Source organism: Variovorax sp. Varisp41 (assembly GCF_047325085.1).
In the GTDB taxonomy this organism is placed as follows: Bacteria; Pseudomonadota; Gammaproteobacteria; order Burkholderiales; family Burkholderiaceae_C; genus Variovorax.
Genome location: NZ_CP168540.1, coordinates 1,755,422 through 1,780,494, shown reverse-complemented (window position 1 = coordinate 1,780,494; position 25,073 = coordinate 1,755,422). Strand labels below are relative to the sequence as shown.

The window sequence follows — 25,073 nt, the reverse complement described above, 5'->3', positions numbered from 1 at the left end:
CGATGAGCATGGCTTTTCCGACGGCGAGCGCCGGGCTGCAACGCGTGCTGGCCGCCAGTGTCGCGGGCATCGCGGCGCTGCTGCTCTCGGGGTGCGTGAACACCCGCACCACGACCACCAGCCTCGATTCGGCCAGTTCGCCCTCGGGCGCCCAGCTCGTCACCGAGTCGGACGAGTCGAATGCGCGCCGTCGCGCCCGCCTGCGCATGGAGCTCGCGGCCGGCTATTTCGAGCATGGCCAGAACACCGTGGCGCTCGACGAGATCAAGCAGGCGCTCAACGCCGATCCCAACTACGCCGATGCCTTCGCGCTGCGCGGGCTGGTCTACATGCGCATGGAAGACGCCGGCCTGGCCGAGGACAGCTTCCGCCGCGCGCTGGCGCTCAATCCACGCGACGGCAACACGCGCCACAACTACGGCTGGCTGCTGTGCCAGCAGAACCGCTACCGCGACGCGGCCCAGCAATTCACCGAGGCGCTGGCCACGCCGGCCTATGCCGAACGCGCCAAGACGCTGATGACGCAGGGCCTGTGCGAGATGCGCGCGGGCCAGCCCGTCGAGGCCGAGCGCTCGCTGCAGGCGGCCTACGAGATCGATGCCGGCAATCCGGTGGTCGGCTTCAACCTCGCCTCGCTGCTCGCGAAGCGCGGGGAATGGTCGCGCGCGCAGTTCTACGTGCGCCGCGTCAACAACGGTCCCTCGGCCAACGCCGAAACCCTGTGGCTGGGGATCAAGATCGAGCGCAGTCTCAACAACCGCGAGGCGGTCGCGCAGCTGGGCGGGCAGCTGCAGCGCCGCTTCCCGCAGTCGCGCGAAGCTTCGGCGTTCGAGCGCGGGAATTTCAATGACTGAACGGGTTTCCGAATTCGGCACTTCCGCGGTGGTCCCGCTCGAGGAAGCCGACAACAGCGACAAGTCCGCCGGCACCATGCTGCGCGAGGCACGCGAGGCGCACGGCCTGCACATCGAGATGGTCGCGGCCGCGCTCAAGGTGCCGGCGCAGAAGCTGCTGGCGCTCGAGGCCGACGACATCGCCGCCTTGCCCGATCCGGTGTTCGCGCGCGCGCTGGCCAGCAGCGTCTGCCGCGCGCTGCGCGTCGATCCGGCGCCGGTGCTCGCCAAGCTGCCGGGTGCGCCCAAGGCCGCGGTGGCGATGGCCGACCGCAATTTGAAGACCCACATCGTCTCGGGCACCTCGCGCTGGGGCAGCGGCCGTTCGGCCGGGCTGCCGTCGCGCGCGCTGCTGACCGTGGTCGCGTTGCTGCTGGTCGGCGCGGCCGCGATCTTCTGGCTGCCGCAGTCGGTGTTCGACCGCATCGGTGCCACGGTGTCGCGCATCACGGCGCGCGGCGCGGCCGAAATCGGCCCCAACGCCGGAGAGCCTCCCGCGGCCAGCGGCGGCACGCCGGGCGTCGCGACCGAGAACGTGCCGGTTCCGGCCGCGGCGGTCGGCGCCGTCCCGCCCGCGGTCGTGCCGGCTCCCGCGGCGCCGGTCGCGGCAGCGCCCGCGGCCACGCCGCCGGCGGCGGCCGCATCCGCCGCCGCGGCGAGCGGCCAGGCGCTGGTCTTCGTGGCACGCGAGGAATGCTGGATCACCGTGACCGACGCGGCGGGCAAGCAGTTGCTGCGGCGCAGCCTGCTGGCCGGCGAGACGGTCGGGCTGTCGGGGGCGCTGCCGCTCTCGGTGGTGGTCGGGCGCGCGTCGAGCGTCGACGTGCAGGTGCTCGGCAAGCCCTTCGATCTCAAACCCTTCACGCGCAACGGCGGCGTTGCGCGCTTCGAGGTGAAATCGTGAGCGAACCCCAGCCGATCGAATCCGCGGCGCCCAAGGCGCGCCGCTCGCGCCAGGCCCGCGTGGTCTGGGGGCCGCGCGTGGTCACGGTCGGCGGCGATGCGCCGGTGCGCGTGCAGTCGATGACCAACACCGACACCGTCGACGCGATCGGCACCGCGATCCAGGTCAAGGAGCTGGCCCAGGCCGGCTCCGAAATGGTCCGCATCACGGTCAACACGCCCGAGGCGGCGGCGCAGGTGCCCTACATCCGCGAGCAGCTCGACCGCATGGGCATCGACGTGCCGCTGGTCGGCGACTTCCACTACAACGGCCACCGGCTGCTGACCGAGTACCCGGCCTGCGCCGAGGCGCTGAGCAAGTACCGCATCAACCCCGGCAACGTGGGCAAGGGCGACAAGAAGGACCGGCAGTTCGGCCAGATGATCGACGCGGCCATGCGCTGGAACAAGCCGGTGCGTATCGGCGTGAACTGGGGCAGCCTCGATCAGGAGCTGCTGGCCAGCCTGATGGACGCCAACAGCCAGCGCGCGCAGCCCTGGGACGCCAGGCAGGTCATGTACGAGGCGCTGATCACCTCGGCCATCGAATCCGCCAGGCTGGCCGAATCCATGGGCATGGCCGGCGAGCAGATCATCCTGTCGTGCAAGGTCAGCGGCGTGCAGGACCTGATCTCGGTCTACCGCGAGCTCGCGCGGCGCTGCGACTATCCGCTGCACCTGGGCCTGACCGAGGCCGGCATGGGCACCAAGGGCACGGTGGCCTCGGCCACCGCGCTGTCGATCCTGCTGCAGGAAGGCATCGGCGACACCATCCGCGTGTCGCTCACGCCGCAGCCGGGCGAGTCGCGCACGCAGGAGGTGGTGATCGCCTCCGAGATCCTGCAGTCGCTGGGCCTGCGCATCTTCGTGCCGAGCGTCACCGCCTGCCCGGGATGCGGGCGCACCACCAGCACCACCTTCCAGGAACTGGCCAAGCAGATCGACGACTACCTGCGCCTGCAGATGCCGGTCTGGCGCAAGAAATACCCGGGCGTCGAGACGATGAAGGTGGCCGTGATGGGCTGCATCGTCAACGGCCCCGGCGAGAGCAAGCACGCGGACATCGGCATCAGCCTGCCCGGCACCGGCGAGGCGCCCGCCGCGCCGGTCTTCATCGACGGCGAAAAGGCCCTCACGCTGCGCGGCGACAATATCGCCAACGAGTTCCACCAGCTCGTCGAAACCTACATCGAAAAGCGCTTCGGCCAGCCCCAGGCTGCCGACGTCGCCTGACCACTCCTCTCCCATGGCTGACAAGATCAATGCCGTCAAAGGCATGAACGACATATTGCCGGCGAGCGTGCCGCGCACCGACCGCCTGCCCGACTCGGCCCTGTGGTCGTGGTTCGAGCAGACGGTGCGCTCGCTGCTCGCGCGCTACGGCTACCAGTACATCGTCACGCCGGTGGTCGAGCCCACGGCGCTGTTCGTGCGCGGCCTCGGCGAGGTGACCGACATCGTCGAGAAGGAGATGTACTCCTTCACCGACTCGATGAACGGCGACAGGCTCACGCTGCGCCCCGAGGCCACGGCCGGCATCGTGCGCGCCATGGTCGAGCACAACGCGCTCTACAACGGCCCGTTGCGGCTGTGGACCCTGGGCCCGATGTTCCGCCACGAGCGGCCGCAGAAGGGCCGCTACCGCCAGTTCCATCAGCTCGACGTCGAGGCGCTGGGCTTCGCGGGGCCGGACGTGGATGCCGAGCTGATCCTCATGGTGCGCGCGCTGTGGCGCGAGCTCGGGCTGCTCGAGGGCCAGCACGTGCGGCTCGAACTCAACAGCCTGGGCCAGCCGGCCGAGCGCCAGGCGCATCGCGAGGCGCTGATCCGCCACTTCGAGGCGCATGCCGAGCTGCTCGACGCCGATGCGCAGCGCCGCCTGCACAGCAATCCGCTGCGCATCCTCGACACCAAGAATCCCGCCATGCAGGCGATGGTCGAGGCCGCGCCGCAGCTGATGGACTTCCTCGGCGAGGAGTCGCGCGCGCACTTCGCAGCGGTGCGCGCGGTGCTCGATGCCGCGGGCCTGGCCTACCGCGTCAACCCGCGCCTGGTGCGCGGCATGGACTACTACAACCTCACCGTGTTCGAGTGGGTCACCGACCAGCTCGGCTCGCAGGGCACGGTGTGCGGCGGCGGCCGCTACGACGGCCTCATCGGCCAGATGGGCGGCAAGCCCGCGCCGGCCGTGGGTTTCGGCCTGGGCATCGAGCGGCTGCTGCTGCTGATCCAGGAACTCGGCCTGCCGGTGCCGGGCAGCGCGCCCGCGGCCTATGCCATCGTGCCCGCGGCCGCGGCACTGCCGCAGGCGATGGTGGTGCTCGAGCAGTTGCGCGCGGCCGGCGTGGCCGTGGTGCAGCACGCGGGCGGCGGCGGCATGAAGGCGCAGTTCAAGAAGGCCGATGCGAGCGGCGCGCGTTATGCGCTGATCTTCGGCGAGGACGAACTGGCGCGCGGCGAAGTCACCGTGAAATCCTTGCGCGACGGCAGCGGTTCGCAGGTGGCCCGCCCGCTCGCGGACGTGGCCGGCTGGGCCGCCACCCTACAATCGCCGGCTCCCGGGGAATCATCGGACCGTACTTGAGTCTTTCAGCCTCACGGAGGCGGATCATGAAAACACACGGGCGCACCCGGCGCACCGCGGCCTCGAGTCCTTCCAACCACTGACAGCGCATGGCAACCCATCTCGATCTCGAAGAACAGGAACAGCTCGACCAGCTCAAGCATTTCTGGAACACCTACGGCACCCTGATCACCTGGGTCGTGCTGCTCGTCGCCGGTGCCTTCGTGGCCTGGAACGGCTGGCAGTACTTCCAGCGCAGCAAGGCGGCCCAGGCGGCGGCGCTGTACGACGAGGTCGAGCGCAGCGCCCAGTCGGGCGACGCCGCGCGCATCGAGCGCGTGTTCAACGACATGAAGGAACGCTTCGCTGGCACCGCCTATGCGCAGCAGGCCGGCCTGCTGGCTGCCAAGACGCTCTACGACAAGGGCAATGCCGAAGCCACGCGCGCCCCGCACGGCAGGGTGGCCGACAAGGCCACCGACCCCGGCTACCAGGCCATCGCCAAGCTGCGCCTCGCGGCCGAACTGCTCGACGCGAAGTCCTACGACGACGCGCTCAAGCAGCTCTCGGGCAACGTGCCGAAGGAATTCGAGCCGCTGGTGGCCGACCGCAAGGGCGACATCTACCTGGCCCAGGGCAAGCGCGACGAGGCGCAGGCCGAGTACCGCAAGGCCTGGACCGGCCTCGGCGCCGCCTCCGAATACCGCCGGCTGGTCGAATTCAAGCTCAATGCGGTCGGCGTCGACCCCAGGAGCCTGGCGCCCGCCATCACCGTCACCCCCGCAGTTCCTGCCAAATCCTGATCGCCCGCCATCATGAATTTCATGCGTTTCATGCCTGAATCGACCGCCGTGCGCGCGGGGTCCGCTCTTGTCCTGGTCGCGGTCCTGGCCGCCTGCTCGGGCACTTCCAAGCCGAAGCCGGCCGAACTGCCGACCAATGCCTCGCTGATCGGCGTGCGCCAGGCCTGGAGCGTGAAGATCCCGGCGGTCAAGTTCCCGCTCACCACCGACATCAGCGGCGACATCGTGACCGTGGCCGCGGCCGACGGCACCGTGGTCGGCATCGACGCCCGCGCGGGCCGCGAGACCTGGCGCGCCAGCGTCGGCGCGCCGCTGGCGGCGGGCGTGGGCAGCGACGGTTCGATCACCGCCGTGGTCACCACCGGCAACGAGCTGGTCGCGCTGCAGGGCGGCAAGGTGATCTGGAAGCAGCGCCTCACGGCCCAGGCCTTCACCGCGCCGCTGGTGGCCGGTCGCCGCGTCTTCGTGCAGACCGCCGACCGCAACCTCAGTGCCTGGGACGGCGAGAGCGGCCGTCGCCTCTGGTCGCAGCAGCGCACCGGCGAGAACCTCGTGCTCAAGAAGCCGGGCGTGCTGCTGGCCGTCGGCGACACCTTGGTGGCCGGCATCGGCGGCCGCCTGGCGGGCATCAATCCGGCCAACGGCACCTCGCGCTGGGAATCGCCGATCGCGGCCCCGCGCGGCACCAACGACGTCGAGCGCCTGGTCGACCTGACCGGCAGCGTGAGCCGCGTGGGCGACACCGTCTGCGCGCGCGCCTACTACGCCAGCGTCGGCTGCGTCGACACGCTGCGCGGCGCGCTGGTCTGGAGCAAGCCGGCGTCGGGCGCCGAAGGCCTGGGCGGCGACGACGGTTTCGTCTACGGCACCGAGGCCGACGGCAGCGTCACCGCCTGGCGCCGCGCCGACGGCGAACGCGCCTGGCAGACCACCACCTTCAAGAACCGCACGCTGACCGCGCCGCTGGCCGTGGGCCGCTCGCTGGTCATCGGCGAGAGCACCGGCCTGCTGCTGTTCGTCTCGCGCGAGAACGGCGGCCTGCTGAACCGTACCACGCCCGATGGCTCGGCCATCGCGGCCACGCCCGTGGTCGTGGGCAACACGGTGGTCGTCGTCACGGCCAACGGCGGTGTCTTCGGCTACCGTCCCGACTGATCTTTGCTGCAGGGCATGGCCATGAATTGCGAATCCGCGAAGGAGCGGCCATGAAACCCGTCATGGCCCTGGTGGGCCGTCCCAACGTCGGCAAGTCCACGCTGTTCAACCGGCTGACCCAGTCGCGCGACGCCATCGTGGCGGACTTCGCCGGGCTGACGCGCGACCGCCACTACGGCAACGGCCGGCTGGGCAAGCACGAATTCATCGTCATCGACACCGGCGGCTTCGAACCCGACGCGGGCAGCGGCATCTTCAAGGAGATGGCCAAGCAGACGCGCCAGGCCGTGGCCGAGGCCGACGTCGTGGTGTTCGTGGTCGATGCCCGCGAGGGGCTGTCGGCGCAGGACCACGACATCGCCAACGAGCTGCGCCGGCTGGGCAAGCCCTGCATCCTGGTGGCCAACAAGTCCGAGGGCATGCGCGACGGCGCCAAGCTGGTCGACTTCTACGAGTTGGGCCTGGGCGAGGTGCACGGCGTTTCGGCCGCGCACGGGCAGGGCATCCGCAGCCTGGTCGAGCTGGCGCTCGAATCGCTGAACCTGCCCGAACCCGAGGACGACGAGGGTGGCGAAGACGACGTCAACAAGCCGATCAAGCTCGCGGTGGCGGGGCGGCCGAACGTCGGCAAGTCCACGCTGATCAACACCTGGCTCGGCGAGGAGCGGCTGGTCGCCTTCGACATGCCCGGCACCACGCGCGACGCGATCTCGGTGCCCTTCGAGCGCAACGGCCAGCGCTTCGAGCTGATCGACACCGCCGGCTTGCGCCGCAAGGGCAGGGTGTTCGAGGCGATCGAGAAGTTCTCGGTGGTCAAGACGCTGCAGGCCATCGAGTCGGCCAATGTCGTGCTGCTGCTGCTCGACGCCACCCAGGGCGTGACCGACCAGGACGCCCACATCGCGGGCTACATCCTCGAGAGCGGCCGCGCGGTGGTGATCGCCATCAACAAGTGGGACGCGGTCGACAGCTACCAGCGCGAGCAGATCCAGCGCCAGATCGAGACCCGGCTGGTGTTCCTCAAGTTCGCGGCGCTGCATTTCATCTCGGCCATCAAGCGCCAGGGGCTGGGACCGCTGTGGCAGGCCATTGCGCAGGCCCACAAGTCGGCCACGCGCAAGATGTCGACGCCGGTGCTGACCCGGCTCTTGCTCGAGGCGGTGCAATTCCAGACGCCCAAGCGCACCGGCATGTTCCGGCCCAAGCTGCGCTATGCGCACCAGGGCGGCATGAATCCGCCGCTGATCGTGATCCACGGCAATTCGCTCGAGCACGTGACCGATGCCTACAAGCGCTTTCTAGAAGGGCGCTTCCGCAAGGAATTCGACTTGGTGGGAACGCCATTGCGGATCGAATTCAAGAGCTCCCACAATCCTTACGCCGACAAGGACGAGTGAGCCTTGGGCGCCGTTGGCGGCCGTTGAGCGGGCGTCGCGGCGGAAGTTCCGTCTTTTGAGAACCGTTATTTTTCAAAGGCTTTTGGCGCGGAATGCTGCAGCGCGGGAGGCCTGTGTTAAGGTCCCTTTTCCAACAACTACTCTTGAACACGGAGAATATCGTGAGCAATAAAGGGCAACTTCTACAAGACCCGTTTCTGAACACACTGCGTCGCGAGCATGTGCCGGTTTCCATTTATTTGGTGAACGGTATCAAGCTGCAGGGTCAGATCGAGTCTTTCGACCAGTACGTCGTGCTGCTTCGCAACACGGTGACACAGATGGTCTACAAGCACGCCATTTCCACCATCGTGCCGGGTCGTGCCGTCAACTTCTCGGCCAACGAGAACGACGACGCCGCAGCCTGATCGGCGCGGAGCGCGGCGGTGTCAAACCCGCCGCGCTTTTCCCCTTTTCTGATACCGCTTGTCTGAACTGAATTCCCGCCAGGAAGGCGCCGTCGTTCTCGTCGGCGTCGACTTCGGGCTGCCCCATTTCGACAGCGAACTCGAAGAACTCGGCCTGCTCGCGCAAACCGCGGGCCTCTCGCCCGTGGCGCGCCTCGTGTGCAAGCGCAAGGTGCCCGACGCGGCGCTTTTCGTCGGCAGCGGCAAGGCCGACGAGATCAAGGAGCTCGCCGCGATGCATCGCGCGAGCGAGGTCATCTTCGACCAGTCGCTGAGCCCGGCCCAGCAGCGCAACCTCGAGCGCCAGCTCGACGTCGCGGTGTACGACCGGACCTTCCTCATCCTCGAGATCTTCGCGCAGCGCGCGCGCTCGCACGAAGGCAAGCTGCAGGTCGAGCTCGCCCGCCTGCAGTACCTGAGCACGCGCCTCGTGCGCCGCTGGTCCCACCTGGAGCGCCAGACCGGCGGTGCCGGCGTGCGCGGCGGCCCGGGCGAGAAGCAGATCGAGCTCGACCGGCGGATGATCGCCGAGTCGATCAAGCGCACGCGCGAGCGCCTGGCCAAGGTGCAGAAGCAGCGCGGCACGCAACGCCGCCAGCGCGAGCGCCGCGAGACCTTCAACATCTCGCTGGTGGGCTACACCAACGCGGGCAAGTCCTCGCTGTTCAATGCGCTCGTGAAGGCCCGCGCCTACGCGGCCGACCAGCTGTTCGCCACGCTCGACACCACCACGCGCAACCTCTACCTGGGCGATGCGCGCCGGCAGGTGTCGATCTCCGACACCGTGGGCTTCATCCGCGACCTGCCGCACGGCCTGGTCGACGCCTTCAAGGCGACCTTGCAGGAAGCGGTCGATGCCGACCTGCTGCTGCACGTGGTCGATGCCTCCAACCCGCACCATCCCGAGCAGATGGCCGAGGTGCAGACGGTGCTGCGCGAGATCGGCGCCGATGCCGTGCCTCAATTGCTGGTCTTCAACAAGCTCGATGCCCTTGAAAGCACGCAACGTCCGCTGCATCTGCAGGACGACATGGACATCGACGGCGTGCAGGTTCCGCGCATCTTCCTGAGCGCCCGCAGCGGCGAGGGCCTGCCCCTGCTGCGCGCGGAGCTGGCCCGCCTCTCGGGCTCGATCGCCGATACCATGACCCCTGAGGGTGACGCTGAATTGCACGGCGCCACCCATTGATTGGGCACAATCCCGCCACTGACAAGAGAACGACGCGAATGAATGCAAAGCCAGTGTGGAAAGGGTTCTTGGGCATGTTCAACCTGAACGATGGCCGATGGGGGCGGGGCGACGATTCGTCCTCCTCGAACGGCGATCGCCCTTCGGGCAACAGGCCGCCCGACGCCGATCCCCCGGGTGCCCCGACGCCCCCGCCTTCGGGTAACAACGGCAACAACAACCGCCCGCGCGGCCAAGGCCCCAACCAGGGACCGCCCGACCTCGACGAACTCTGGCGCGATCTCAACCGCAAGCTCGGCGGCTTCTTCGGCGGTGGCCGAGGCAACAACAACCGTCCCAGCGGCGGCAACGGTGGCGGCAATGGCTACAAACCCGACATGAAGAACGCCGGCTTCGGCATCGGCCTGGTGGCCATCGTCGCCGTGCTGATCTGGCTCGGCACCGGCTTCTTCATCGTGAACGAAGGCCAGCAGGCCGTCATCACCCAGTTCGGACGCTACAAGACCACCGTGGGCGCGGGCTTCAACTGGCGCCTGCCGTACCCGATCCAGCGCCACGAGACCGTGGTCGTCACGCAGATCCGCTCGACCGACGTGGGCCGCGACGCCATCGTGCGCTCCACCGGCTTGCGCGAGTCGGCGATGCTGACCGAGGACGAGAACATCGTCGAGATCAAGTTCGCCGTGCAGTACCGCCTGAGCGATGCGCGCGCCTGGCTCTACGAGAGCAAGACGCCCGCCGACACGGTGGTGCAGGTGGCCGAGACCGCCGTGCGCGAAGTCGTCGGCAAGATGAAGATGGACGCGGCCCTCGCCGAGGAACGCGACCAGATCGCGCCGCGCGTGCGCCAGCTGATGCAGAACATCCTCGACCGCTACCAGGTGGGCGTGGAAGTGGTCGGCATCAACCTGCAGCAGGGCGGCGTGCGTCCGCCCGAGCAGGTGCAGGCCGCCTTCGACGACGTGCTCAAGGCCGGGCAGGAACGCGAGCGCGCCAAGAATGAGGCGCAGGCCTATGCCAACAACGTGGTGCCGCTGGCCACGGGTACCGCCTCGCGTCTCAAGGAAGAGTCCGAAGCCTACAAGGCACGCATCGTGGCGCAGGCCCAGGGTGATGCCGGCCGCTTCGCCTCGGTGCTGACCGAGTACCAGAAGGCGCCGCAGGTCACGCGCGACCGCATGTACACCGACGCCATGCAGCAGATCTACGCCAGCACGACCAAGGTGCTGGTCGACAGCAAGCAGGGCTCCAACCTGCTGTACCTGCCGCTCGACAAGCTGATCCAGCAGACCGGCAACGGCAACCAGGCCACGCCGGTCGATGCCGCCAGCCCGAGCGTCGCCGGCACCGCGCCGGTGCAGTCCTCGGTGATCCCGGTCGCGCCGACCAACGACATGCGTGCCCGCGACGGCCGCTCGCGTGACCGCGACGTGCGTTGAACCAGGAAGGCAACAAGAACATGAACAGAATCGGATTCATCGCCTCGTCGATCCTCGTGCTGCTGGTGCTGCTGAGCTCGACCCTCTTCGTGGTCGACCAGCGCCAGTTCGGCGTGGTCTACGCCCTGGGCCAGATCAAGCAGGTCATCACCGAGCCCGGCCTCAACTTCAAGCTGCCGCCGCCGTTCCAGAACGTGTCGTACATCGACAAGCGGTTGCTCACGCTGTCGAGCCTCGACACCGAGCCCATGCTCACGGCCGAGAAGCAGCGCGTGGTGATCGACTGGTACGTGCGCTGGCGCATCACCGACCCGCAGGCCTACATCCGCAACGTCGGCCTCGACGAGAACGCCGGTGCCATGCAGCTCAACCGCGTGGTGCGCAACGCGTTCCAGGAAAACATCAACAAGCGCACCGTGCGCGACCTGATCTCGGTGCGCCGCGAGGCCCTGATGGCCGACGTGCAGCGCGAGGTGCTGGCCGTCGTGAAGGGTGCCAAGCCCTGGGGCGTGGACGTGGTGGACGTGCGCATCACGCGCGTGGATTACGTGGAAGCGATCACCGAATCGGTCTACCGCCGCATGGAAGCCGAGCGCAAGCGCGTGGCCAACGAACTGCGCTCCACCGGCACGGCCGAAGGCGAGAAGATCCGCGCCGACGCCGACCGCCAGCGCGAGGTGATCGTCGCCAATGCCTACCGCGACGCGCAGAAGATCAAGGGTGAGGGCGATGCCCAGGCCGCCTCGGTCTACAGCGAGTCCTTCGGCCGCGATCCGCAGTTCGCGCAGTTTTACCGCAGCCTCGAGGCCTACAAGCAGAGCTTCAACAAGAAGAGCGACGTGATGGTGGTCGACCCCTCGTCGGACTTCTTCCGCGCGATGCAGGGTTCGGGCGCCGGCGCGCCGCGCCGTTGACGTCTCCGTTCGCAGCGGCTTCGGGGACGTGAGTTCCGACACCTTCTGGAGCGCGCTGGCGCTGGTGCTGGTGATCGAGGGCATCCTGCCCTTCGTGTCGCCCGGCGGCTGGCGTCGCGGCTTCGGCCAGCTGATGCAGCTGCGCGATGGGCAACTGCGCTTCTTCGGCCTGTGCAGCATCGTGCTCGGGCTGTGCCTGCTCTGGCTGCTGGCCTGAGGCCGGCAGCGCTTCTTTCCGACCCTTTCGCCCGCTTCGTCGACGGCCCCGAGCGGGCGCCGCCGGGGCGCTTTTCGGCTGCCGGTAGAATTCCGGTTTAACCACGCCCCCGATCCCCATGTCCGCCTGGGTCCTCCCGGATCACATTGCCGATGTGCTGCCCTCCGAGGCGCGCCACATCGAAGAACTTCGCCGCCAGTTGCTCGACACCGCCCGCAGCTACGGCTACGAGCTGGTGATGCCGCCGCTGCTCGAGCACCTGGAATCGCTGCTGTCGGGTACCGGCGAGGCGCTCGACCTGCAGACCTTCAAGCTGGTCGACCAGCTCTCGGGCCGCTCGATGGGCCTGCGGGCCGACACCACGCCCCAGGTCGCGCGCATCGATGCCCACCTGCTCAACCGCGACGGCGTGGCACGGCTGTGCTACTGCGGACCGGTGCTCCACACCCGTCCCGACCGCCCGCACGCCACGCGCGAGCCGCTGCAGTTCGGCGCCGAGATCTATGGCCATGCCGGCCTCGAGGCCGACACCGAAATCCTGCTGCTCGCGCTCGACTGCCTCGACGCGGCCGGCCTGCGCGAGGGCGTGATCGTCGACCTCGCCGATGCCCGCATCGTGCGCGCGCTGTTCGCCGGCGTGCCGGTCGACGCGGCCGTGCTGGCGCGCGTGCATGCGGCGCTGGCCGCCAAGGATGCGAGCGAGCTGCGCGCGCTGACGCGCGATTTCCCCGCGGCCGCGCGCGAAGGCCTGCTGGCGCTGATCCAGCTCTATGGCGACGCCGCCGTGCTCGACGAGGCCGCCCGGGCGCTGCAGGGCACGCCCGCGGTGCACGCGGCGCTGTCCGACCTCAAGCTGCTGGCCGCCGGCCTCGACGGCGTGGCGGGCCGCAAGATCAGCTTCGACCTGGCCGACCTGCGCGGCTATGCCTACTACAGCGGCATGCGCTTCGGCATCTACGTGCCGGGCGCGGCCGATTCGCTGGTGCGCGGCGGCCGCTACGACGAGGTCGGGGCCGTGTTCGGCCGCAACCGTCCGGCGGTCGGCTTCAGCCTCGACGTGCGCGAGCTGGTCGGCGTGCTGCCGAAGCGTCCGTTGCGCGCGGCGATCCGCGCGCCCTGGAGCGACGAAACCGGCCTGCGCCAGGCCATCGCCGGGCTGCGCAAGGCCGGCGAAACCGTGGTGTGCGTGCTGCCGGGCCATGGCAGCGAAATCGATGAGTTCCACTGCGACCGCGAGCTCGTCGAGCAGTCCGGCCAGTGGCAAGTCCGAACGATCTGAATTTTTAGCAATGGAACGAGCATGAGCGTAACCACCGGAAGAAACGTGGTCGTCGTCGGTACCCAATGGGGCGACGAGGGCAAAGGCAAGCTGGTCGACTGGCTGACCGAGAGCGCCCAGGGCGTGGTCCGCTTCCAGGGCGGCCACAACGCGGGCCACACGCTCGTGATCAACGGCGTGAAGACCGCGCTGCACCTGATCCCCAGCGGCATCATGCGTCCCGGCGTGAAGTGCTACATCGGCAACGGCGTGGTGCTGTCGGCGGCCAAGCTGTTCGAGGAGATCGAAGGGCTCGAGAAGGCCGGCGTGGAAGTGCGTTCGCGCCTGCGCATCAGCGAGGCCTGCCCGCTGATCCTGCCGTTCCACTCGGCGCTGGACATCGCGCGTGAGGCCTACCGCGAAAAGGGCGGCGTCGAGAAGATCGGCACCACCGGCCGCGGCATCGGCCCGGCCTACGAGGACAAGATCGCGCGCCGCGCGCTGCGCGTGCAGGACCTCAAGCACCCCGAGCGCTTCGCGGCCAAGCTGCGCGTGCTGCTCGACCTGCACAACCACGTGCTGGTCGAGGTGCTGGGCGCCACCGCGATCGACTTCGACACCGTGTTCGACGAGGCCATGCGGCATGCCGCGCTGCTCAAGCCGATGATGGCCGACGTCTCGCGCGAACTGAACGACGCCCACCGCGACGGCGCCAACCTGCTGTTCGAAGGCGCGCAGGGCACGCTGCTCGACGTCGACCACGGCACCTACCCCTACGTCACCTCGAGCAACTGCGTGGCCGGCAACGCCGCCGCCGGCTCGGGCGTGGGCCCGGGCATGCTGCACTACATCCTTGGCATCACCAAGGCCTACTGCACGCGCGTGGGCGGCGGTCCGTTCCCGACCGAGCTCGACTGGGCCACGCCCGGCACCCCCGGCTATCACATGAGCACCGTGGGCGCCGAGAAGGGCGTGACCACGGGCCGCAGCCGCCGCTGCGGCTGGTTCGATGCCGCGCTGCTCAAGCGCTCGGCGCAGGTCAACGGCCTGTCGGGCCTGTGCATCACCAAGCTCGACGTGCTCGATGGCCTCGAGAAGCTCGAGCTGTGCACCGGCTACGAGCTCGATGGCGAGACCACCGACATCCTGCCGATGGGCGCCGACGAGATCGAGCGCTGCACCCCGATCTACGAAACCCTCGAAGGCTGGAGCGAAAGCACGGTCGGCGTGACGCAGTACGACAAGCTGCCGGTCAACGCGCGCCTCTACCTGCAGCGCATCGAGCAGGTCACCGGCGTGCCGATCCACATGGTGTCGACCAGCCCCGACCGCGATCACACGATCATGATGCGCCACCCCTATCTGGCCGACTGATCCCCCGGTTCGACAACAACCCCAAAAAAGAAGCCCCCTGCGCCCGCTGACCCGGGCGACATCCGCTATTCATCCAGGAGCCCATCCCCCATGTTGACCGAAGACGGCAAGCACCTCTACGTGAGCTACGACGAGTACCACAACCTGATCGAGAAGCTCGCGATCAAGGTGCACCAGTCGGGTTGGGAGTTCGACACCATCCTGTGCCTCGCCCGTGGCGGCATGCGCCCGGGCGACGTGCTGTCGCGCATCTTCGACAAGCCGCTGGCGATCATGTCGACCAGCTCCTACCGGGCCGATGCCGGCACCATCCAGGGCCACCTCGACATCGCGCGCTACATCACCACGCCCAAGGGCGAGATCGCCGGCAAGGTGCTGCTGGTCGACGACCTGGCCGACTCGGGCCACACGCTGCATGCGGTGATCAACATGCTGCGCAACAACTACGCGCCGATCACCGAGCTGCGCAGCGCGGTGCTGTGGACCAAGGCGCTCTCGACCTTCACGCCCGACTACTCGGTGGAGTTCCTGCAGACCAATCCGTGGATCCACCAGCCTTTCGAAGGCTACGACTCGCTGCGGCCCGAGAAGCTGATCGAGAAGTGGTCGGTCTGAGGCCCGTCTCCAGACGCGTCCACTCGACCTCGACGCCCCGGCTTGCCGGGGCGTTTTTCATGGCGCGGCCTCAGCAGGCGCCGCTGCCGTTCTCGAACATCGCCGTGTAGCGCCGCTGCATCTCCTCGGGCGACAGCTTCTCGATGCTGTGGCCCACGTTCCAGCGGTGGCCGAAGGGATCGCGGAACACGCCCGAGCGCTCGCCGTAGAAGCGGTCCTCGGTCGGCATCTCGAGCGTGGCGCCGGCCGCCACCGCGCGCGCGACCACCGCGTCGGCATCGTCCACGTGCAGGTGCAGGGTGACCGCGCTGCCGCCCAGCGTCTTCGCGCTCGGGATGCCGTACTCGGGGTACTCGTCCGAGATCATCAGGATCGCGCCGTTGTGGAAGTCGAGCTCGACGTGGCCGATGCGGCCGCTGGGCTCGACCAGCCGGAAGATCTCCTTGACCTGGAACACCTCGCAGTAGAAGTCGACCGCGGCCTTGGCATCGTGGACGCAGATGTAGGGGAAGAGCTCGTGGATCGCCATGGGGTGCCTCTCGTCGTGGTTCGTGGAAGAAATCGCGTGTCGGCGCGGATTCTGGAAGGCTTCAGCGCGGCCGTCTTGAACGAATTTGACCGGGGGCGGCGTTCGCGGGTACCGCCACGTGGCGCGGCGACGTGGCGCCCGTGCGCCGCCAGGCCTGCGGCGCCATGCCCGCGAGCGCCGAGAACTCGCGGCTCAGGTGCGCCTGGTCGGCATAGCCGGCTTCGACCGCGATCTCGGCCCAGGGCCGCGCCGGATCGGCCGCCAGCGCCAGCGCGCGGTCGAAGCGCATCACGCGCGCGTACTCCTTGGGCGTGAGCCCGATGGCGCCGCGGAACAGCGCGATGAAGCGCCGGTGGCTGTAGCCGCTGTCGGCCACCAGCGCGCCGATGGCCGGGTTCTCGCCCGCGAGCGGCCCGAGCGCCGCCGCGATCGCCGGATGCAGCCCGCGCAGGCCGGCGCGCAGCGCGAGCGCCAGCCGCGCCGACAGCATTGCTTCGAACAACGCGAGTTGGCGCGCCAGGTCGGCCTCGGCATGCAGCCGCTCGAGCGCATCCGCCACCTCGTGCACGCCCCAGAGCGCGTCGAGCGGCGTGTGCTGGCCCGACAACGCGTCCTCGGGCGCGCCCAGCAGCGCGCGCGCCGCGCCGGGCTGCAGCTGGGCGCCGACCGAGCGCGTGGCCACCGAGACGTCGCGCAGGTAGAAGCTGCTGCGCGCGCCGCCGACGATGGCATGGCCGCAGGTGTGGCCCTCGGTGTCGGCCGCGTGGTCGAACAGCCTGAGCGGCGGCCCCGAGAGCCGGAACACCAGGTGCATGCCGCCCGTGGGCAGCACATGCTCGCGCGCGCCGGGGCGTTCGACCCCAGTGCCCTCGGCGCCGGGCGCCCAGGCCCAGACCTGCCGCACGAAGAGCCGCAGGTGCGGCACGGGCGCGCGCGTCAGTTGCCGCATCTCAGGCCTGGGCTTCCGCGTGCAGCGCGTAGACCGGGTCGGGCCAACGCTGGGGCGTCATGCCGGCGAGTTGCGCCGCCAGCTGCTCGACGAAGCGCATGTCGACGTCGGGAGGCACGCTGGCCGGCCCGCGGCCGAAGGCCTCGCGCAGGCGGCGCACCGCGTTGGCGGTGCCACGCAGCACGCCCTCGGGTTGGCCGGACTGCTCGAAGACCAGCACGTTGGCCAGCAGGTGGAGGAACGAGGCCACCACGGTCGCCTCCGTGCGCTGCCTGCCGTCCAGCGCCGCCATCACCAGTTCGAGCCAGTCGACCACCTCCTGCGGAATGCCTTGGGCCGCCAGCGCGGCATAGCTGGTCGGCCAGGCGCTGGCCGGTGTCTTGCGCAGCCAGGCGCCGAGCGCGCGCGGCGTGCCCGCCGGGGCCATCGCCGCAGCCTCGGCCGCGGAGTTCGCCTGCATCTTCATCAGGCGCCCGGGCGCGCCGCCGGCGGCCGCCGCTACCGGCAGGCCGCGCGTGCGCAGCAGCATCGGCGCCGACGCCGGTGCGGCGAGCATGGCGTCGAACTGCACGGAGCCGGTGCCGCCCCAGCCGGCCGGCACCATCTGCGCCACCTTGCGCAACTCGGGCATGTCGGTCGCGCGCTCGCCCTCGGCGCGTTCGACCACGAGCAGGTAGTTGGTGAGGTCTGTCACGAGCTGGTAGGCCACGGCGAGGCGGCGGGCTTGCGCCACGTCCTCCGTGCCGAGTTCGGCCACGCGTGCGTGCGCGGCGATCCGGCCGAGCGCGTCGATCGGTTCGGCCACGGCATTCACGCGCGCGCTGCCGATCGCTTCCTCGGCCGCGTCTCCCTGCGCGCGCACGCCGAGCAGCCGCACCTCGCCCTCGGGCGGCGCGTCGAACAGCGCGAACACGTTCACCGTGTCGGCGCCGAAGGCCGAGCGCGGCAGGGCGGAGGTCCACCGTGGTTGCACGCCGCCCGGCCATTCGACGCGCAGCGCATCGAGCCGCGGCGAACGCAGGCGCGCGAACATGCGCAACACGGCCGGCTCGACCGCCTCGCCGGGCGCGACGAAATCGCAGGCCCCGCCCGTGGCCTCGGCCAGGCGCCGCAGGTGGCTCTCGGCCGGGCTGCTGCCGATGCCGACCACGAACACGCGGTGCCCCGAGGCACGGGCCGATTCGACCGTCGCGTCGATGGCGCTGATCTCGCCGTCGGTGACCACCAGCACGTCGCTCGACGCGCCCGCGCCCAGCGCGAAGGTGGAGGCCAGCGCGCTTTCCATCTCGGTGCCGCCCAGGTCGGCCTGCAGTGCGCCGATCCAGCGCTGCGCGGCCAGGCGCGTGACCTCGGTGAGCTGCCACAGGCCGCGCGAACGGTGCTCGACCGTGGTGCCGAAGCGCGAGAGCGAGAAGCGGTCGCCCGCGCCCATCCGCGAGACGATCGATTGCAGCGCGCGCCGCGCGGCATCGATGCTGTCGCCGGCCATCGAGCCCGAGCAGTCGACCAGCAGCTGCACGTCGGTGGTGGCCGGGCCGCGCGCCGGCACCCGCGGGCAGAAGCTCGCGAGCGCGACGATGCCGCCGGGCGCGACATCGTCGGGCGCCGCCACGGCCACCGAGGCGTGCGCGAGCTGGTCGACCACCAGCACGAAGTCGCGGTCGCGCGCGCCGCGGCGCGCCAGCGACACCTGCAGCAGGCCGCTCTCCGGCCGCATCGCCACGCCCACCGGATGGCTGGGCGAGGCCACGCGCGCCTGTGCCAGTTCGCCATGCAGGCGCAGTTCGATGTCGAAGGGGTGGGCCGCCACCGCGCTGTGCTCGGGCGCCTGGTGCGGCCGCAGCCCGCCGTCGGCGATCGGGTCGCCATAGCGCGGCGCGATCACCGTCGGGATCAGCAGGCGCAGGCCCTGCTGCTCGAAGGCCAGGGTCTGCGCATAGCGCAGGGTGACCACGCAGGTCTCCTGCGCCGCGAGGTTGCCGAGGTTCAGCGTGTAGCTGCGGTCGTGGTTCTTCTCCAGCATGATGGCCGCGTGGCCCTCGGCCAGCGCGCCTTCGTAGGCCGCCTCGGCCTCGGTCTTCTCGACCACCGTGCCGCACAGACGCCGCTCGCCGAGCTGGACGTCGACGCTCAGCAGCACCGCGCCCCACGGCAGCGGAAAGCCGTAGACCACCTCGACGTTCGAAGTGCCCGGATTGCGGAAGCGCTGCTCGACCGTCATCTCGAGCAGCACGCCGCGCAGGTCGCCGCTGGCCTTCACGCCTTCGAGCAGCATGCTGTCGCCATTCGCGGTCGTCATGCGTGCATGTTCCTGATAGCTCATGGGATGTCCCTTTCCTGTGTCTTCAGTTCTTCTTCGGAACGTCGGCGGCGGGGCCGTCGACGGGGGAGGGGGCGCAAGCCGCCGCGAAGGCCGCCATCACGCCCTGGATGAAACCGCGCACCTGCTCCGGCGACAGCCCGGCCCGGCCGGGCTCGATCACCACCTCGACGCCGTCGGCCACCGTCAGGTGGCTGCGCACCTCCACCGAGCCGGCCACGCGCGGGCGCGCCGGCACCGGCGCCTCCCGGCCCTGCAGCAGCTCGCGGATGCGCTCGAGCGAGACGCCGGCCGCCGTCCACTTCTTGATGAGCAGCAACTGTTCGAGGTGCCGCGCGCCATAGCGCGCCGCCCGCGTCTCGCCCTCGGGCCGGTCGACGATGCCGATCTGCACGTAGTAGCGCACCGTGCGCGGCGGCAGGTCGGCCAGCACGCACAGGTCCGCGAGCGCATAGGAAGCCGCCGGGGAGGGTGGGTTCGATTTCATACACTTAATTTAAACACAAGAACTGTTTTTAAAAAAGCACACGAAAGCTCGGCCCATGGGGGCGCGCTAGCATCGACCGCATGAGCAAGCCTTCCACGACCCTGATACAACACCCCTACGTGCCGCCCGCCACCTTCGACGCGCCCCAGCCCGGCGTCTACAAGGCCTCGACGGTGTTCTTCGCCGACGTGGCCGCGATGCGCGCGCGCGACTGGAAGACCAAGGCCGGCTACACCTACGGCCTGCACGGCACGCCCACCACCTTCACGCTCGAGGAGCGCCTGGCCACCCTCGAGGGCGGCACCGAATGCCTGCTGGTGCCCAGCGGCCTGGCGGCGATCTCGCTCGTCGCCTTCGCCTTCCTCAAGACCGGCGACGAGGTGCTGATCCCCGACAACGCCTACGGCCCCAACAAGGCGCTGGCCACCGGCGAGCTCGCGAACTTCGGCATCGGGTACCGCCTGTACGACGCGATGAACCCCGAGGACCTCGCGGCGAAGATCTCGCCGCGCACGAAGCTGGTGTGGCTCGAGGCCGCGGGCTCGGTGACGATGGAATTCCCGGACCTGCCCGCGCTCGCGGCCGCCTGCCGCGCGCGCGGCGTGCTCAGCGCGCTCGACAACACCTGGGGCGCGGGCCTGGCCTTCGCGCCCTTCGACTTCAACGGCAGCGGGCAGGGCGTCGACATCTCGGTGCACGCGCTCACCAAGTACCCGAGCGGCGGCGGCGACGTGCTCATGGGCAGCGTGGTCACGCGCGACGAGCGGCTGCACCGCGCGCTCAAGCTCACCCACATGCGCATCGGCTTCGGGGTCGGTGTGGGCGATGTTGAGACGCTGCTGCGCTCGCTGCCGAGCATCGGGCTGCGCTATGCGGCGCACGACCGCGCGGCGCGCGAACTCGCGCGCTGGCTCACCGACCGCGACGAGGTCGCGCAGGTGCTGCATCCGGCGATCGAGAGCTCGCCCGGCCACCGCCACTGGCGCGCGCTGTGCGGCGAGGCCGACCTCGCGGCGGGCCTGTTCTCGATCGTCTTCGACGAGCGCTACGGCACCGAGCAGGTCGACCGCTTCTGCGACAGCCTCGAACTGTTCCGCCTCGGCTATTCGTGGGGCGGCCCGATCAGCCTGGTGGTGCCCTACGACATCGGCCTGATGCGCGACCCGGACGTGGCGCCCTGGCCCTACAAGGGCACGCTGGTGCGCTTCTCGATCGGCCTGGAGGACGTGGACGACCTGCGCGCCGACCTGCAGCAGGCACTCGCGCGCATGGCCTGAGCGGGCCTTGCCGGAGGCGCGCCGGATATCGCTTACAGTACCCCGACGCGCAGTCGTCCGACTGCTTCGCCTGAAGGAGAGATCAGTGGCAACACCGAATTACGGTTACGAGAAGCGGCAGAAAGAGCTGGCTCGCAAGAAGAAGAAGGAAGAAAAGCTCCGCGAAAAGGCGAACCGCAAGCTTTCCCCGAGCAGCGACGGCCTCGCGCCGGGCGATCCGGAAGACGACGTGGCCTCGCTCGAACGCGATCCGCCGACCGTTCCCGAACTGCCGACCAAGAACGGTTGAACGCTGCACCGTCCGGATTCTTTCCGTTCTGAATGACGAAGCCGCTGGGGGCCTGTCGGTCCCGCAGCGGCTTTTTGTTGGCGCGCGATCGGTGAAGAGGGCGGTCCTACTTCGCGGCGAGCAGCTTGCGCAGTTCGGGCCAGACGTTGTCGAGCAGTTGCGGCTGCGCCGCCGCGGTCGGATGGATGCGATCGGCCTGGAACAGCGACATCGCATTCGGCGCATCGGCCACGCCCTTGAGCAGGAAGGGCACCAGCGCCGACCTGGTGGTGGACGCCACCTTGGCGAACACCGCCTCGAAGCGCCGCGTGTAGTCGCCGCCGTAGTTGGGCGGCACCTGGATGCCCACGATCAGCACCTTGGCGCCCGCGGCCTGCGCGGACTGCGTGATCTGCAGCAGGTTCGCCTCGGTGTCCGTGAGCGGCAGGCCGCGCAGCGCGTCGTTGGCGCCGAGCTCGAGCACCACGTGGCTGGGCTTGTGCTGCGCCAGCAGCGCCGCGAAGCGCGCGCGCCCGCCCGAGCTGGTGTCGCCGCTGATGCTGGCGTTGACCACGGTGGCGTCGATCTTCTGCTGCGCCAGGCGCTTCTCGAGCAGCGGCACCCAGCCTTCGCCGCGCTTCAGGCCGTACTCGGCGCTCAGCGAATCGCCGAGCACCAGGATCACCGGCTTGCGCGCGGCGGCGCCCTGCGCCATCGCCCCACGCCATGGCCCGGAACTGCCGAGCGCGGCAGTGGTCAAGATAAAGTCACGTCGATTCAAAACCAAAGCCTTTCCATGTCCCAACCCCCGTCCAATGCGATTGTCGCCGTCGAGCATGTGTTCAAGTCCGTCACCGACTCGACCGGTACCCTGGACATTCTGCAGGACATCGATTTCACCCTCGGGGCACGGGAAACCGCGGCCATCGTGGGGGCCTCGGGGTCGGGCAAGAGCACCTTGCTGTCGATCGTCGCCGGGCTCGACACGCCCACGCGCGGCACGGTGAAGCTGGCCGGCGACGACATCTTCGCCATCGACGAGGACGAACGCGCCGCGCTGCGCGCGCAGCGCGTGGGCTTCGTGTTCCAGAGCTTCCAGCTGCTGGGCAACCTCAGCGCCCTCGAGAACGTGATGCTGCCGCTGGAGCTGGCCAACCGCAAGGATGCCCGCAAGGCCGCGACCGAGATGCTGGGCCGCGTCGGCCTGGGCCAGCGGCTCAACCACTATCCCAAGGTGCTGTCGGGCGGCGAGCAGCAGCGCGTGGCGCTGGCGCGGGCCTTCGTGGTGCAGCCGGCCTTGCTGCTGGCCGACGAGCCCACGGGCAGCCTCGACTTCGCCACCGGCGAGCAGGTGATGCGGCTGATGTTCGACCTCAACCGCGAGCTCGGCACCACCCTCGTGCTGGTGACGCACGACCGCGGCATCGCGGCGCAGTGCGAGCGCCGCATCATGATCGAGGCCGGGCGCGTGGTCCTCAACGAGAGGACGGCCGACACGACGGCCTGAGGGCTTCGGGTACAACCGGGCCTGCAGGAGGAGATTCCAGATGCAGGACGAGCTACCCCCCGATGCCCGACTCGCGCTGCAGCGCGGCAACCTGATCGAGGCCATCAAGATCGTGCGCGACCGCACCGGCCTCGGCCTCAAGGAGTCCAAGGAACTGGTCGAGCGGCATGCCAACGCGGTGGAGGACGAACCCGCGCCCGAGACCGACGAATGGAACCGGCTCTTGAGCGGCGGCGCGCAGGGCCTGCCGGCCGAAGCGGTCGCCGCGCTCGCGCGGGGCCGCAAGGTCGAGGCGGTGAAGATCGTGCGCGAGGCCACCGGCCTCGGCCTGGCCGAATCGCTGAAGCGGGTCGACGAGCACCTGCATGGCCAGCGCGGCCAGTCCGCGCCGCACGGTGCCTTCGACCCGATGGCCGAGCCCGGTCGCGTGCCTTCGGGCGGCGGCGTCAGGTTGCTGGCGATCGTGCTGATGATCGCCTTGGTGGCCACGGCATTCTTCTTCATGAGCGCCTGAGCCCGATGATCGTTCCACAGTTCTGGGCCGAAGGCCGCATCCAGCAACGCATCGACGGCCGCCAGCTCACGGTGCGCCGTTTCGGCTGGTCCGACGACAGTCCCGTGGCCGCGCAGGCCCATGCCGACCAGCGCACGCGCGAGGCCTTCGAGCGCATCGCCGCCGGCGAGACGCTCGTGCGCCGCGAGCGCAAGGTGGCCTACAACGGCGTCGACGGCATGCCGATCCGCGAGGAGATCGTCGAGCGCCACGGCGAGGACATCGTCACGCGCAACGGCTATGGCGCGCGCTGCCTCAATACGCCCGACGTGCTGTTCGTCGACGTGGACTTCGACGACCCGCGGCATGCCAGCGGCCGCGGGCTCACCGTCATCGGCGCGGCCCTCATCGGCGCGGTGGTCGCGGGCTATGCCAGCAAGTCGTGGGTGCTGGCCGTGGTGGCGGCCGTCCTCGTGGCGGCCTTCGGCTTCTGGCGCGTGCGCCTCGAAGGGCTGCGGCTGACCGAACCCGAGGCCGATCCGCTCGCGGCCGTGCGTGCGCGCATCGAGCGCTTCGTCCACCAGCATCCCGACTGGCACCTGCGCCTGTACCGCACCCCCGCGGGCCTGCGCGCGCTCGCCATGCACGACGTCTTCGCGCCGTCCGATGCCGCGGTCGCCGACGTGTTCCAGACCCTGGGCGCCGACAAGGTCTATGCGCGCATGTGCCGCAACCAGAACTGCTTTCGCGCGCGCGTGAGCGCCAAGCCCTGGCGCATCGGCATCGGCGATCCGATGCGGCCGCGCCCCGGTGTCTGGCCGGTGGCGCCCGAGCGGCTCGCGCAACGCGAGGCCTGGGTGGCGCGCTACGAGCAGATGGCCGACCGCTTCGCGGCCTGCGAGTACCTCGAGAGCGTGGGCGACGCGCAGCGCGTGCATCCGCGCGCGCTCGCGGTGCAGCAGCTGCACGACGGGCTGGCGCAGGCGCGCGCCGGCCTGCCGCTGGCCTGAAGCCGGGCTAAGGCGGGCGGGGGCGGCCTCCCTCGATAATCGCCGCATGTCTTCTCCCAAAGTGATCTTCGGCTTCCATGCCGTGGGCGTGCGCATCAAGACCGCCCCCAAGTCCGTGCTCGAGGTGCTGTTCGACGCCAGCCGGCGCGATGCGCGCATGAAACAGTTCATGGCGCGGGCCCAGGATGCCGGCGTGCGGCTGGTCGAGGCCGACGGCGCGCGGCTCGCCAAGCTCAGCGGTAGCCACGGCCACCAGGGCGTGGTGGCGCGCGTGGAGCCTGCCGCTCAGATCCATTCGCTCGACGAACTGCTCGAAGGCCTGGAGGAGGCCGGTACCGTGCCGCTCTTGCTGGTGCTCGACGGCGTGACCGATCCGCACAACCTCGGCGCCTGCCTGCGCGTGGCCGACGGCGCCGGCGCCCATGCGGTGATCGCGCCCAAGGACCATGCGGCCGGCATCAACGCCACCGTGGCCAAGGTGGCCAGCGGCGCGGCCGAGACGGTGCCTTATTTCATGGTGACCAACCTCGCGCGCACGCTCAACGAACTCAAGGAGCGCAGCATCTGGTGCGTGGGCACCAGCGACGACGCACCCGGCACCATCTACCAGAGCGACTTCAAGCGCCCGCTGGCGCTGGTGCTCGGTGCCGAAGGCGAGGGCATGCGCCAGCTCACGCGCAAGACCTGCGACGAGCTGGTCAGCATCCCGATGGCGGGCGCGGTCGAGAGCCTCAACGTCTCGGTCGCCAGCGGCGTGTGCCTCTACGAGGCGATGCGCCAGCGCGGCGCCTGAGCGCCGCGCCGCGGCCTCACTGCGACGGATCCTTGCCGCGGGTTCGGCCCACCGCGCTGAAGATGCCGATGCCCAGCAGGATCAGCGAACCGATGCCGATGTAGAGCGTGGGCACGCCGGCCACCGAGGCGCCCCAGATCAGGCCGGCCATGAAGATCAGAAAACCGATCATGTAGAGCGCGAACGACATGCGTGTTCCTCCGAAGCTGTGATGTCTCGCAGTATCTGGAGCGCG

At 69.7% G+C, this 25,073-nt stretch carries 27 protein-coding genes; 21 read left to right on the top strand and 6 right to left on the bottom strand.

What is annotated here, in order from left to right; genetic code table 11:
* The first annotated feature begins 2 nt into the window (after positions 1 to 2).
* From pilW to ACEN9J_RS08300, 15 genes are all read left to right on the top strand, one after another.
* A complete protein-coding gene (pilW, locus tag ACEN9J_RS08370; protein WP_261210916.1) occupies positions 3 to 854 on the top strand; it encodes a type IV pilus biogenesis/stability protein PilW in 852 nt (283 codons plus the stop codon).
* Positions 847 to 1,797 carry a helix-turn-helix domain-containing protein gene (locus ACEN9J_RS08365; RefSeq protein ID WP_413763797.1) on the top strand — a complete coding sequence of 317 codons (951 nt, stop codon included), beginning with the start codon at positions 847 to 849 and terminating at the stop codon, positions 1,795 to 1,797. Before pilW ends, ACEN9J_RS08365 begins: the two co-directional genes overlap by 8 nt.
* 14 nt (positions 1,798 to 1,811) lie before the next feature.
* Complete coding sequence (gene ispG, locus ACEN9J_RS08360; RefSeq protein ID WP_413764554.1) at positions 1,812 to 3,068, top strand: flavodoxin-dependent (E)-4-hydroxy-3-methylbut-2-enyl-diphosphate synthase; 1,257 nt, start codon at positions 1,812 to 1,814, stop codon at positions 3,066 to 3,068.
* 13 nt (positions 3,069 to 3,081) lie between these two features.
* Positions 3,082 to 4,419, top strand: a complete 1,338-nt coding sequence (gene hisS, locus ACEN9J_RS08355; protein ID WP_413763796.1) for a histidine--tRNA ligase — start codon at positions 3,082 to 3,084, stop codon at positions 4,417 to 4,419.
* A gap of 89 nt (positions 4,420 to 4,508) precedes the next feature.
* Complete coding sequence (locus ACEN9J_RS08350) at positions 4,509 to 5,201, top strand: YfgM family protein (protein WP_413763795.1); 693 nt, start codon at positions 4,509 to 4,511, stop codon at positions 5,199 to 5,201.
* Positions 5,202 to 5,213: 12 nt separating this feature from the next.
* Positions 5,214 to 6,356, top strand: coding sequence for an outer membrane protein assembly factor BamB (bamB, locus tag ACEN9J_RS08345; RefSeq protein WP_057594718.1), 1,143 nt, complete (start codon positions 5,214 to 5,216; stop codon positions 6,354 to 6,356).
* Positions 6,357 to 6,406: 50 nt separating this feature from the next.
* Positions 6,407 to 7,753 carry a ribosome biogenesis GTPase Der gene (gene der, locus ACEN9J_RS08340; protein WP_413763794.1) on the top strand — a complete coding sequence of 449 codons (1,347 nt, stop codon included), beginning with the start codon at positions 6,407 to 6,409 and terminating at the stop codon, positions 7,751 to 7,753.
* 161 nt (positions 7,754 to 7,914) lie between these two features.
* Entirely contained in the window at positions 7,915 to 8,160 is a 246-nt protein-coding gene (hfq, locus tag ACEN9J_RS08335) for an RNA chaperone Hfq (RefSeq protein ID WP_056582504.1), read from the top strand.
* Positions 8,161 to 8,218: 58 nt separating this feature from the next.
* On the top strand, positions 8,219 to 9,388 hold the full coding sequence (hflX, locus tag ACEN9J_RS08330) for a GTPase HflX (RefSeq protein WP_057594720.1): 1,170 nt from the start codon (positions 8,219 to 8,221) through the stop codon (positions 9,386 to 9,388).
* A 74-nt stretch (positions 9,389 to 9,462) separates the two neighbouring features.
* Positions 9,463 to 10,827, top strand: coding sequence for an FtsH protease activity modulator HflK (gene hflK / locus ACEN9J_RS08325; RefSeq protein ID WP_057594721.1), 1,365 nt, complete (start codon positions 9,463 to 9,465; stop codon positions 10,825 to 10,827).
* Positions 10,828 to 10,847: 20 nt separating this feature from the next.
* Complete coding sequence (gene hflC / locus ACEN9J_RS08320) at positions 10,848 to 11,741, top strand: protease modulator HflC (RefSeq protein WP_057594754.1); 894 nt, start codon at positions 10,848 to 10,850, stop codon at positions 11,739 to 11,741.
* 28 nt (positions 11,742 to 11,769) lie between these two features.
* Positions 11,770 to 11,958 (top strand): DUF2065 domain-containing protein, encoded by a 189-nt coding sequence (locus ACEN9J_RS08315; protein ID WP_057594722.1) that lies wholly within the window; start codon positions 11,770 to 11,772, stop codon positions 11,956 to 11,958.
* 118 nt (positions 11,959 to 12,076) lie between these two features.
* Positions 12,077 to 13,237 carry an ATP phosphoribosyltransferase regulatory subunit gene (locus ACEN9J_RS08310; RefSeq protein WP_261210910.1) on the top strand — a complete coding sequence of 387 codons (1,161 nt, stop codon included), beginning with the start codon at positions 12,077 to 12,079 and terminating at the stop codon, positions 13,235 to 13,237.
* A 21-nt stretch (positions 13,238 to 13,258) separates the two neighbouring features.
* Entirely contained in the window at positions 13,259 to 14,590 is a 1,332-nt protein-coding gene (locus ACEN9J_RS08305) for an adenylosuccinate synthase (protein ID WP_057594724.1), read from the top strand.
* A gap of 90 nt (positions 14,591 to 14,680) precedes the next feature.
* Positions 14,681 to 15,205: a phosphoribosyltransferase gene (locus ACEN9J_RS08300; protein WP_057594725.1), complete on the top strand. Its 525-nt coding sequence runs from the start codon at positions 14,681 to 14,683 to the stop codon at positions 15,203 to 15,205.
* Between the two features lie 70 nt (positions 15,206 to 15,275).
* Here the strand turns inward: ACEN9J_RS08300 and ACEN9J_RS08295 are convergent, their stop codons facing one another.
* The 4 genes from ACEN9J_RS08295 to ACEN9J_RS08280 form a co-directional block, all read right to left on the bottom strand.
* Entirely contained in the window at positions 15,276 to 15,734 is a 459-nt protein-coding gene (locus tag ACEN9J_RS08295; protein WP_093342601.1) for a VOC family protein, read from the bottom strand.
* A gap of 61 nt (positions 15,735 to 15,795) precedes the next feature.
* Positions 15,796 to 16,683, bottom strand: coding sequence for a helix-turn-helix domain-containing protein (locus ACEN9J_RS08290; RefSeq protein ID WP_413763793.1), 888 nt, complete (start codon positions 16,681 to 16,683; stop codon positions 15,796 to 15,798).
* Position 16,684: 1 nt separating this feature from the next.
* Entirely contained in the window at positions 16,685 to 19,006 is a 2,322-nt protein-coding gene (locus ACEN9J_RS08285) for a VIT domain-containing protein (RefSeq protein WP_413763792.1), read from the bottom strand.
* A gap of 22 nt (positions 19,007 to 19,028) precedes the next feature.
* The gene (locus tag ACEN9J_RS08280; RefSeq protein WP_413763791.1) at positions 19,029 to 19,490 is read right to left on the bottom strand and encodes a MerR family transcriptional regulator; all 462 of its coding nucleotides are present in this window, start codon (positions 19,488 to 19,490) and stop codon (positions 19,029 to 19,031) included.
* Positions 19,491 to 19,570: 80 nt separating this feature from the next.
* Between ACEN9J_RS08280 and ACEN9J_RS08275 the strand changes: the two genes are divergently transcribed.
* Together ACEN9J_RS08275 and ACEN9J_RS08270 are read left to right on the top strand one after the other, a co-directional pair.
* A complete protein-coding gene (locus ACEN9J_RS08275; RefSeq protein WP_413763790.1) occupies positions 19,571 to 20,767 on the top strand; it encodes a PLP-dependent transferase in 1,197 nt (398 codons plus the stop codon).
* An 85-nt stretch (positions 20,768 to 20,852) separates the two neighbouring features.
* On the top strand, positions 20,853 to 21,056 hold the full coding sequence (locus tag ACEN9J_RS08270) for a hypothetical protein (RefSeq protein WP_057594731.1): 204 nt from the start codon (positions 20,853 to 20,855) through the stop codon (positions 21,054 to 21,056).
* A 106-nt stretch (positions 21,057 to 21,162) separates the two neighbouring features.
* Here the strand turns inward: ACEN9J_RS08270 and ACEN9J_RS08265 are convergent, their stop codons facing one another.
* Entirely contained in the window at positions 21,163 to 21,750 is a 588-nt protein-coding gene (locus ACEN9J_RS08265) for an arylesterase (RefSeq protein WP_172705552.1), read from the bottom strand.
* A gap of 81 nt (positions 21,751 to 21,831) precedes the next feature.
* On the opposite strand from ACEN9J_RS08265, the gene ACEN9J_RS08260 reads away from it, so the two are divergent.
* From ACEN9J_RS08260 to rlmB, 4 genes are read left to right on the top strand one after another with little or no spacing between them, the layout of a single operon-like run.
* Positions 21,832 to 22,542 carry an ABC transporter ATP-binding protein gene (locus ACEN9J_RS08260; RefSeq protein WP_057594733.1) on the top strand — a complete coding sequence of 237 codons (711 nt, stop codon included), beginning with the start codon at positions 21,832 to 21,834 and terminating at the stop codon, positions 22,540 to 22,542.
* 40 nt (positions 22,543 to 22,582) lie between these two features.
* Complete coding sequence (locus ACEN9J_RS08255) at positions 22,583 to 23,056, top strand: ribosomal protein L7/L12 (RefSeq protein ID WP_261210903.1); 474 nt, start codon at positions 22,583 to 22,585, stop codon at positions 23,054 to 23,056.
* Positions 23,057 to 23,061: 5 nt separating this feature from the next.
* On the top strand, positions 23,062 to 24,045 hold the full coding sequence (locus ACEN9J_RS08250; RefSeq protein ID WP_413763789.1) for a hypothetical protein: 984 nt from the start codon (positions 23,062 to 23,064) through the stop codon (positions 24,043 to 24,045).
* Between the two features lie 46 nt (positions 24,046 to 24,091).
* On the top strand, positions 24,092 to 24,838 hold the full coding sequence (gene rlmB, locus ACEN9J_RS08245; protein ID WP_093342589.1) for a 23S rRNA (guanosine(2251)-2'-O)-methyltransferase RlmB: 747 nt from the start codon (positions 24,092 to 24,094) through the stop codon (positions 24,836 to 24,838).
* A 16-nt stretch (positions 24,839 to 24,854) separates the two neighbouring features.
* On the opposite strand, the gene ACEN9J_RS08240 is transcribed toward rlmB, so the two are convergent.
* Positions 24,855 to 25,028, bottom strand: coding sequence for a hypothetical protein (locus ACEN9J_RS08240; protein WP_057594737.1), 174 nt, complete (start codon positions 25,026 to 25,028; stop codon positions 24,855 to 24,857).
* Positions 25,029 to 25,073 lie beyond the last annotated feature (45 nt).